Origin of the sequence: Propylenella binzhouense (assembly GCF_009866965.1) — a bacterium.
GTDB lineage: Bacteria > Pseudomonadota > Alphaproteobacteria > Rhizobiales > Afifellaceae > Propylenella > Propylenella binzhouense.
Genome location: NZ_SPKJ01000039.1, coordinates 25,885 through 35,609, shown reverse-complemented (window position 1 = coordinate 35,609; position 9,725 = coordinate 25,885). Strand labels below are relative to the sequence as shown.

The 9,725-nt window shown below is 69.2% G+C and carries 9 protein-coding genes; 4 read left to right on the top strand and 5 right to left on the bottom strand.

Going from position 1 to position 9,725, the window contains the following annotated elements:
* A partial coding sequence (locus tag E4O86_RS23215; protein ID WP_425500123.1) for a hypothetical protein occupies nt 1-242 on the top strand: 242 nt, incomplete at its 5' end.
* A gap of 11 nt (nt 243-253) precedes the next feature.
* Entirely contained in the window at nt 254-532 is a 279-nt protein-coding gene (gene infA, locus E4O86_RS12385; RefSeq protein ID WP_161140852.1) for a translation initiation factor IF-1, read from the top strand.
* Between the two features lie 30 nt (nt 533-562).
* Here infA and glpX read toward each other — a convergent pair whose 3' ends face one another.
* The 4 genes from glpX to E4O86_RS12365 all read right to left on the bottom strand — a co-directional run bounded on the left by glpX (nt 563) and on the right by E4O86_RS12365 (nt 4,655).
* A complete protein-coding gene (gene glpX, locus E4O86_RS12380) occupies nt 563-1,558 on the bottom strand; it encodes a class II fructose-bisphosphatase (protein WP_161140851.1) in 996 nt (331 codons plus the stop codon).
* A 17-nt stretch (nt 1,559-1,575) separates the two neighbouring features.
* Entirely contained in the window at nt 1,576-2,892 is a 1,317-nt protein-coding gene (locus E4O86_RS12375; protein WP_161140850.1) for a homoserine dehydrogenase, read from the bottom strand.
* A gap of 34 nt (nt 2,893-2,926) precedes the next feature.
* The gene (locus tag E4O86_RS12370; protein WP_161140849.1) at nt 2,927-4,147 is read right to left on the bottom strand and encodes an LL-diaminopimelate aminotransferase; all 1,221 of its coding nucleotides are present in this window, start codon (nt 4,145-4,147) and stop codon (nt 2,927-2,929) included.
* A 73-nt stretch (nt 4,148-4,220) separates the two neighbouring features.
* Nucleotides 4,221-4,655, bottom strand: a complete 435-nt coding sequence (locus E4O86_RS12365) for a hypothetical protein (protein WP_161140848.1) — start codon at nt 4,653-4,655, stop codon at nt 4,221-4,223.
* Between the two features lie 120 nt (nt 4,656-4,775).
* Between E4O86_RS12365 and phaC the strand changes: the two genes are divergently transcribed.
* Nucleotides 4,776-6,599, top strand: coding sequence for a class I poly(R)-hydroxyalkanoic acid synthase (gene phaC, locus E4O86_RS12360; RefSeq protein WP_205520858.1), 1,824 nt, complete (start codon nt 4,776-4,778; stop codon nt 6,597-6,599).
* Between the two features lie 106 nt (nt 6,600-6,705).
* Nucleotides 6,706-7,854, top strand: coding sequence for a hypothetical protein (locus tag E4O86_RS12355; protein ID WP_161140846.1), 1,149 nt, complete (start codon nt 6,706-6,708; stop codon nt 7,852-7,854).
* Nucleotides 7,855-7,948: 94 nt separating this feature from the next.
* Here E4O86_RS12355 and aspS read toward each other — a convergent pair whose 3' ends face one another.
* Entirely contained in the window at nt 7,949-9,721 is a 1,773-nt protein-coding gene (gene aspS, locus E4O86_RS12350; RefSeq protein ID WP_161140845.1) for an aspartate--tRNA ligase, read from the bottom strand.
* Nucleotides 9,722-9,725 lie beyond the last annotated feature (4 nt).

Genomic DNA, 9,725 nt, shown 5'->3' with positions numbered 1-9,725 from the left:
CGGCCCCCCGTCCGGGGGACCGCGAGGCGGCGGGCAACCGTCCCGGCGCCCGCAGGCGCCGTCGCAAGCCCGCCTCCGGCGGCGGCGATCATTCGCGCCGCGCGCCGCACAGCCAGGAGCCGGACGGGCAGGACGGCGGACGCTCCGCCATATCCGGTGTAGCTTTCATGCAGAATCGCCCGGCCGGAGGCCGTCAGGGCGGCGCGCGCAAGCAGACCGGCGAGCGCCGCGGGCAACATTGATTGGAGGTGAAATGGCGAAAGAAGAGCTTCTCGAGTTCGAAGGCACGGTGACCGAGCTGCTGCCGGACGGAAACTTCCGCGTCCGGCTCGACAACGACCACGAGATCCTGGCCTACACGGCGGGCAAGATGCGGAAATTCCGCATCCGCACGGGTGTGGGCGACCGGGTGGTGGTCGAGATGTCGCCGTACGACCTCGACAGAGGCCGCATCAACTTCCGCCACAAGGGCGATTCGGGCATGCGTGCAGGCTCTCCGCCGCCGCGCCGCCCGCCTCCCCGCAAGCGCTGAGCGGGCCGGCCTATCCGGCCGGCCCCGATTTCAGTCGATGAAGCCGAACTTGCCGCCGGAAAGGCGGTGCTTGGCGAGCACCCAGCGCTGCGTTCCCGTATAGGAGCGGGTGACGATCGTGTGCGTGGTCGCGATCCCCTGGTTGAAGCTGACGCCCTGCAGCAGGTTGCCGTCGGTCACGCCGGTCGCGGCGAAGAGCACGTCGCCCGAGGCCATGTCCTCGGTCCGGTAGACCCGGTTCGGATCGGAGATCCCCATGCGCTCCGAGCGCGCCCGCTTCTCGTCGGAATCGATGATCAGGCGGCCGCACATCTGGCCGCCGATGCAGCGCAGCGCCGCTGCGGCGAGTACGCCCTCCGGCGCGCCGCCGGTGCCGAGATAGATGTCGATCCCGGTATCGTCGGGCGCCGTCGTGTGGATGATGCCGGCGACGTCGCCGTCGCCGATCAGGCGGATCGAGGCGCCGGTCGCGCGCACCGCCTCGATGAGCTTGGCATGGCGCGGGCGGTCGAGGATGCAGGCCGAGATGTCGCGGGGCCGCACGTCCTTCGCCTTCGCCAGCCGGCTGATCGCCTCCTGCGGGGGCATGTCGAGATCGATCAGCCCTTCCGGATAGCCCGGGCCGATCGCGATCTTGTCCATGTAGACGTCGGGCGCGTTGAGCAGCCCGCCGCGATGGGTGATCGCGATCACCGCGAGCGAGTTCGGGAGGTTCTTCGCGCAGATCGTGGTGCCCTCGAGCGGATCGAGCGCGATGTCGACCTCCGGCCCGTTTCCGCTGCCGACCTCCTCGCCGATATAGAGCATCGGCGCCTCGTCGCGCTCGCCCTCCCCGATCACGACACGGCCTTTTATATCGAGCCGGTTGAGCTCGGTGCGCATCGCATCGACGGCGGCCTGGTCGGCGAGCTTCTCGTCGCCGCGGCCGCGGACCATGGCTGCGGCCACCGCGGCGCGCTCGGTCACGCGGACGAGCTCCAGCGTAAGAACGCGGTCCATTGCTTTGGCCGGTTGGGCGACGGTCATTCGGATCTCCAGGCGAATCAGAGGTTTTCGATACGGATCAGTTGCGCACGGCCGACGACGACGCCGTCGGCCTCGATCTGCCCGAGCGCCGAGCGGATCGCGCGTTCGGTCGTCTCGTGCGTGATGATCGTTACAGGCTGGGCCTGGTCGCAAAGATGACGGGGCGCACTGCTCGGCGGCCGGTTCCGCTGCACGATCGAATCGAGCGAGATGTTGTGGTCCGCCATGCGCTGGGCGATCGCCGCGAAGGCGCCCGGCCGGTCGGGCACGCGCAGGCGGAGATAGTAGCCGCCCTCATGGGTCCGCATCTGCGCGCGCACATAAGGCTCGAGCGCCGCAATCGGCCGCCCGAGCGGCGCCACCCGCAGCCCGCGCGCGACGTCGAGGATGTCGCCGACCACCGCGGAGGCGGTGGCGTGGCCGCCCGCCCCCGGCCCGGACAGCACCACGCAGCCCACGAAGTCGCCCTCGACGGCGACCGCGTTGGTGACCCCCGCGATGCGGGCGATGTCGGAATCCTTCGGCACCATCGCCGGATGGACACGCTGCTCGATCCCCGTCTCGGTCCGCTGCGCGATGCCGAGCAGCTTGATGCGGTAGCCGAGCTCGTCCGCCGCGGCGATGTCCTCCGGCTCGATGCTCGCAATGCCCTCGACGAAGATCGATTCGCGGTCGATCTCCGTCCCGAAGGCGACGCTCGTCAGGATCGCGAGCTTGTGGGCGGTGTCCCAGCCCTCGACGTCGAAGGTCGGATCCGCCTCGGCATAGCCGAGCTCCTGCGCCGCCTTGAGGCAGGCGCCGAAGGTCAGGCCCTCCGCCTCCATCCGCGTCAGGATGTAGTTGCAGGTGCCGTTCAGGATCCCGTAGACGCGGTCGATGCGATTGCCGGCGAGCGCCTCCCTCAGCGTCTTGACGACGGGGATGCCGCCCGCCACCGCGGCCTCGAAGGAGAGCGTTCCCCCGCCGCGCTCGGCGAGGCCGGCGAGCTCGAGCCCGTGCGCCGCCAGGAGCGCCTTGTTCGCGGTGACGACGCTGCGCCCGGAGCCGAGCGCGGCGCGCACGCTCGCGCGCGCCACGCCGTCCTCCCCGCCGATCAGCTCGACGAAGAGGTCGATCGCGTTCGAATGCGCGAGCGCCACCGGGTCGTCGAACCACTCGATCCCTTCGAGCCGGAACCCGCGGTCGCGCGCCCGGTCGCGCGCACTGACCGCGACGACCTCGACCGGCCTTCCGGCCTTGAGCGCGATCGATGCGGAATTCGTGCGCAGCATCCGCACGACGGAGGCGCCGACGGTGCCGAGCCCCGCAATGCCGACGCGCAGCGGTTCTTGCATCACGCGGTCAATCCTGTTGCTGAAGTCTCCGCGATCAGCGGCTGGCGCTGATCGGCACGACGTTGTGCAACGTTTCCTCGGCAGTGGCAAGGAAGCGGGCCACGTTCCGCGCGGCCTGGCGGATGCGCTGTTCGTTCTCCACGAGCGCGATCCGGACGAAGCCGTCGCCGTGCTCGCCGAAGCCGACGCCCGGCGCCACGGCGACATCCGCCTTCTCGATCAGGAGCTTGGAGAATTCCAGGCTGCCGAGCTCGCGGAAGCGCGGCGGGATGGGCGCCCAGGCGAACATGCTCGCCTGCGGCGCCGGCACCGGCCAGCCGGCGCGGCCGAAGGATTCGACCATGATGTCGCGACGGCGGCGGTAGATCGCCCGCATCTCCTCGACGCAGTCCTGCGGGCCGTTGAGCGCCGCCGCGGCCGCCACCTGGATCGGCGTGTAGGCGCCGTAGTCGAGATAGGACTTCACGCGCGAAAGCGCGGCGATCAGGCGCTCGTTGCCGACCGCGAAGCCCATCCGGAGACCCGCCATCGAATAGGTCTTCGACATCGAGGTGAACTCCACCGCGACCTCCATCGCGCCCGGCACCTGCAGGACGGAGGGCGGCGGATTGGCATCGTCGAAATAGACCTCCGAATAGGCGAGGTCGGAGAGCACGAAGATGCCGTGACGGCGCGCGAAGGCGATCACGTCCCGGTAGAAGTCGAGGTCGGCGACGCAGGCGGTCGGGTTCGACGGGTAGCAGAGGACGACGGCGATCGGCTTCGGGATGGAATGGTGCACCGCGCGGTCGAGCGCCTGGAAGAATTCCGGCCCCGGCTCCGCCGGCACGTGCCGGATGGCGCCGCCCGCCATCAGGAATCCGAAGGCGTGGATGGGATAGCTCGGGTTCGGGACCAGCACGACGTCGCCCGGCGCGGTGATCGCCTGCGCCATGTTGGCGAAGCCCTCCTTCGAGCCGAGCGTCGCCACCACCTGCCGGTCCGGGTCGAGCCTGACGCCGAACCGGCGGGCGTAATAGGCCGCCTGCGCCCGGCGCAGGCCGGCTATCCCGCGCGACGCCGAATAGCGGTTCGTGCGCGGCTTGGCGACGGTCTCGACGAGCTTGTCCAGGATGTGCTGCGGCGTCGGCAGGTCCGGGTTCCCCATGCCGAGGTCGATGATGTCGGCGCCCTGGGCTCGCGCCGAAGCCTTGAGCCGGTTGACCTCTTCGAACACATAGGGCGGGAGCCGCCTGACCTTATGAAACTCGTCCATCTTCACCACCTGGAGCGGGGACACCGCTTCTCGCGCCATCGACCGGAGGACGCAAGAGAAATGGCTCGCCGCTTTATTCGGATGCCGGCGTCGAGCCGAGGATGACCTTCTCGGTCTCGGCGACATGCGTATCGCCGATCGCGTGGAGCCGCGCCGCCTCCGCCTCGAGCTCGGCGCGCTCCGAGGCCGGGACCCGGCCCAACGCCTTGCGCGCGGCGGAGGCGAGGTCGGCTTCCGTCGTCCTGATCTCGTCGCTGCTCTTCACGGTTCCGGCCGTCTTCACCGGATTGTCGAAGACGAAGGGAAAGCCCGAGCTGGCCGTGCCGGCATTCGCGGCCTCGCTCCGGATCTCGCCGATCGCCGCGGTGCGCGCGGGATTGTCGACGGCCTTCGGATCGAGCGTCGCGCCCTCCTCAAGATCGGGGCCGAAGCAGCCCCCGAGCAGGAGCGGCGGCAGCACCGCCGCGATCGCTCTCCAACCAACGTTCGATGGCAATTCGCGGCTCATCTCGTCACGATCATCCGGCTGGGCCCGACGGGCCTGTATCTTGCTTGTCATGGTCCTATATCACCAACACGCGCGGCAAGCTCGCCACGGCAGCACGATGCGGTGCAACCGCGCAGGGGAATGCACATGAGCGGCAACACGGACGGAAAGGCGCCCGTAAAGCCACCCTATCTGGCAAGCGACCCGGAGCTTTTCGCCCGCAATCTTGCCCGGGCGATCGAGGAAGGCGGCCGCGCCCTGGCTGCCTTCCTGAAGCCGCGCGATTCCGGCGAAAGCCCGGCGACGGAGCTCGCGGAGCAGTCGCAGGAGGTGCTGCGCACGATCGGCAGGGTGGGCGAGTACTGGGCCTCCGACCCGTCCCGGCTCATCGAGGCGCAGACGCGGCTCTGGGGCAACTATCTCTCGATCTGGTCGGGCGCGCTGAGGCGCGCCTCGGGCGAGGAGCCGGAGCACAGGATCGAGCCGAGGGCCGGAGACCGGCGCTTCGGCGATCCGGAATGGTCCGAGAACCCGATCTTCGATTCGCTGAAGCAGCTCTATCTCGCCACCTCGCGCTGGATGGAGGAGCTCGTCGACGAGGCGGAGGGCCTCGACCCGGCGACGCGCCACAAGGCGCGTTTCTACATCGACCAGATCAACAACGCGCTCGCGCCGACCAATTTCGCGCTGACCAACCCCGAAGTGCTGCGCGAGACGGCGAGCACGAACGCGGAGAACCTCGCGCGCGGCATGCGCATGCTCGCCGACGACATCGAGGCGGGCAAGGGCGGCCTCCGGATCCGGCACTCCGACCACACGCAGTTCCGGGTCGGCCACAATCTCGCGACGACGCCCGGCAAGGTGATCGACCAGAACGAGATCTGCCAGATCATCCAGTACCAGCCGACGACCGAGAAGGTGCTGAAGCGCCCGCTCCTCATCGTGCCGCCCTGGATCAACAAGTTCTACGTGCTCGACCTGACGCCGGAAAAGTCGCTGATCCGGTGGGCGATCGGCCAGGGGCACACCGTGTTCGTGATCTCCTGGGTCAATCCGGACGAGCGCCACGCCGGCAAGAGCTTCGACCACTACATGGACGAGGGCATCCTCCACGCCCTCGACGTGATCGAGAGGGCGACGCGCGAGCGGAAGGTGAACGCGGTCGGCTATTGCGTGGGCGGCACCCTCCTCGCCATCGCCCTCGCCTTCGCGGCGGCCGCAGGCGACGATCGCATCGCGAGCGCCACCTTCCTCACCACCCAGATCGATTTCGAGCATGCCGGCGATCTCAAGGTGTTCGCCGACCCCGAGCGTATCGACGCGGTCGAGGCGCGGATGCGGAAGGCCGGCTATCTCGAGGGCGGCAAGATGGCCACGGCCTTCAACCTGCTCCGCTCGAACGAGCTCATCTGGCCCTACGTCGTCAACAACTACCTGAAGGGCAAGGAGCCCTTCCCGTTCGACCTCCTCTACTGGAACGCCGACGCCACCCGCATGCCGGCGGCGAACCATTCCTTCTACCTGCGCAGCTGCTATCTGGAGAACCGCCTGTCGCGGGGCGAGATGGAGGTCGGCGGCCGCCGGCTGGACCTCCGCGAGGTCACCATCCCGATCTACAGCCTCGCCACGCGGGAGGACCACATCGCGCCGGCCCGTTCGGTCTTCCTCGGCTGCCGCGCGTTCGGCGGGCCGGTCCGGTTCGTCCTTGCCGGATCCGGCCACATAGCCGGCGTGGTGAACCCGCCCGACCGGCGGAAGTACCAGTACTGGACGGGCGGAGAGCCCGTCGGGGACTATGACGAATGGCTTGCCCGTGCCGAGGAGCATCCGGGCTCGTGGTGGCCCGACTGGCAGGCGTGGATCGAGGGCCTCGACGATGCGCGGGTGCGCAGGCGTCGGCCGGGCGGCGGCAAGCTCAAGCCGATCGAGGACGCACCCGGAAGCTATGTGCAGGTGCGCGCCTGAGATTTGCGCGCCCGATATTTGCCGTATCGGGAGAAGGCGTCGGCCGGCGCTTGCCGACCCTGGTCCGTGTCGCCAAATTGGCGCCACCCATCAGCTGGAGAGATTCATGTTGCCCACCCGCATGACGGCCTCCGCGCTCGTCGGCCTCGTCGCTGTCGCTCTCAGCTTCGATTCCGCCGCCGCGATCGAGCCTCAGGCCGCCGCACGTATCCTCGCGACCGCCCTCGCGAACGGGGTCGAGAACGCCGGGCACTTCGAGGAGGCGACGCAGGAGGGCAGCGACGTCGTCGTGAAGGGCCTCACCTTCGGCGGCGAGAGCGGGGAGAATGCCGTCCGGTTCGAGCGGACCGTGATCGCCTCCCCGGCGGAAGGCACCGAGTTCGCGTTGACGAGCCCCAAGATCACGATGAGCTCGGGGGCGGTGACGGGGGAGACCTCGGGAACGGTCGCCGAAGCCAGCATCACCAATGCCCGGATCCTTCCGGAGCCGGCGGGAGCCGCCCCGGATCCTGCCGGGCGGAACCAGCGCATCCTCTATGATTCGGCCGAGGCTTCGGGCCTGTCGCTGCGCGGGGAGGACGCGCCGGCGGACGTCACGATCGCCCGGATCGTCGTCAACACCGCCAACTACACCGGCAGCATGCCGCAGGAATCGGACGGGCGGATCGAGAGCCTCGTCATTCCGTCCGCCTTGTTCCAGGGCCTCGCCTTCAGCCCGCAGATGCTCGGCTACGATTCGATCGTGCTCGACGTGAGCTGGGACGGCAGGCTCGACGCCGAGACGAAGCTGCTCGACATCCAGAAGCTCGACGTCACGATGGAGAATGGCGGCGTGCTCACCTTCTCCGGGCAGGTGGGCAACGTGCCGCTTTCGCCCTCGGCCGAGAGCGTCGATGCGGCGGGGCTCGCCAGCCAGCTCGTCGTCCATAAGCTGACCCTGCGCTACGAGGACCAGTCCCTCGCCAGGCGTGTCCTCGACGACCAGGCGCGGCGCCAGGGCGTCCCCCCCGACCAGTACGCGCAGCAGCTCTCGGCCGCCTTGCCGTTTCTCCTGATGACCCTGAACAATCCGGAGTTCCAGAACCAGGTGGCGGGCGCGGTCGGAAGCTTCCTGACCGATCCGCAATCGCTGACGGTCGAGATCGCCCCGGCCGCGCCGCTCACCGGCGCGGAGATCCTCGAGGTCGCCGCGACCGCGCCGCAGTCGCTGCCGGACAAGCTCAACGCCAAGGTGACGGCCAACACGCCCGAGTGAGCCCGGCCGCCGCGCGCGAAGGCGCGCGGCGCCAACTTCCGCTTCGGCGGTCCGGGCCTCGGCTCGGGCGGAGGCTGCCTCGCGCCGCTTCGGCTCAGGCCGGCCGGTTGATCCGCAGGTGGAGCTCGCGGAGCTGCTTCGGCGTCGCCTCGGCCGGCGCGCCCATCAGCGGGTCGATAGCCTGCTGGTTCATCGGGAACATGGTGATCTCGCGCAGGTTCTTCGCGCCGCAGACCAGCATGATGATGCGGTCGATGCCGGCCGCCATGCCGCCATGCGGCGGCGCTCCGTACTGGAGCGCCCTGAGCATGCCGCCAAAGCGGGATTCGAGCACGTCCTCGCTGTAGCCGGCGATGGCGAAGGCCCGCTTCATGATCTCCGGCCGGTGGTTCCGGATCGCGCCCGATCCGATCTCGTAGCCGTTGCAGACGACGTCGTACTGGAACGCCTTGATGGCGAGCGGATCGAGCGTGTCGAGCGCCTCCAGCCCGCCCTGCGGCATCGAGAACGGATTGTGCGAGAAGTCGATCTTCTTCTCGTCCTCGTTCCACTCGTACATCGGGAAGTCGACGATCCAGGCGAGCTCGAACCGATCCTCGTCGATGAGGCCGAGCTCGCGGCCGATCCGCTGGCGCGCGCTGCCCGCGAAGGCGGCGAAGCTGTCGGGATTGCCGGCCACGAAGAAGACGGCGTCGCCGGGCTGAAGCCCGAGCTGCGCCTGGATGGCCGCGGTCCGCTCCGGCCCGATGTTCTTGGCGACCGGTCCGGCGCCGCCCTCGTCCTCGCGGAAGAAGATGTAGGCGAGCCCGGGCTGGCCCTCGCCCTGAGCCCACGCGTTCATGCGGTCGCAGAACGCCCGGTTGCCGCCGCCGGGCGCGGGGATCGCCCAGACCTGCACCGTCTCGTCGGCGGCGATCATGTTGGCGAAGATCCGGAACCCGGAGCCCGCGAAATGCTCCGTCACCTCCGCCATCCGGATCGGATTGCGGAGGTCCGGCTTGTCGGACCCGTAGAGGCGGATGGCGTCGCGATAGGCGATGCGCGGGAATTCCGCGGTGACCGGGCGCCCCTCGGCGAAGCTCTCGAACACGCCGCGGATCACCGGCTCCATCGCGGTGAAGACGTCCTCCTGCTCGACGAAGCTCATCTCGATGTCGAGCTGGTAGAACTCGCCCGGCAGGCGGTCGGCGCGCGGATCCTCGTCGCGGAAGCAGGGCGCGATCTGGAAGTAGCGGTCGAAGCCGGCCACCATGATGAGCTGCTTGAACTGCTGCGGCGCCTGCGGCAGCGCGTAGAACTTGCCGGGATAGAGGCGCGACGGGACCAGGAAGTCGCGCGCGCCCTCGGGCGACGAGGCCGTCAGGATCGGCGTCTGGAACTCGTTGAACCCCTGCCCCACCATGAGCTGGCGGAGCTTCGCGATGACCGCGGTGCGGGTCATGATGTTGCGGTGGAGCGTCTCGCGGCGGAGGTCGAGGAAGCGGTACCTGAGCCGCGTGTCCTCCGGATAGTCCGGCTCGCCGAAGACCGGCAGCGGCAGCTCCGGCGCATCCGACAGCACCTCGATCTCCTGCGCGAAGATCTCGATCGCGCCGGTCGGGATGTTCGTGTTCACCGTCCCCGGCTCGCGCAGCTTCACCAGGCCGTCGACGCGGATGCACCATTCCGCGCGCACGCGCTCGGCGGCGGCGAAGGCCGGCGAATCGGGGTCCGCCACGATCTGGGTCAGGCCGTAATGGTCGCGCAGGTCGATGAAGAGCAGCCCGCCATGGTCCCGGACCCGGTGCACCCAGCCGGAAAGCCGGACCGTCTTGCCGTCGTCTTCGGCGCGCAGCGCGCCGCAGCTATGTGTTCTATAGGGATGCATTGCC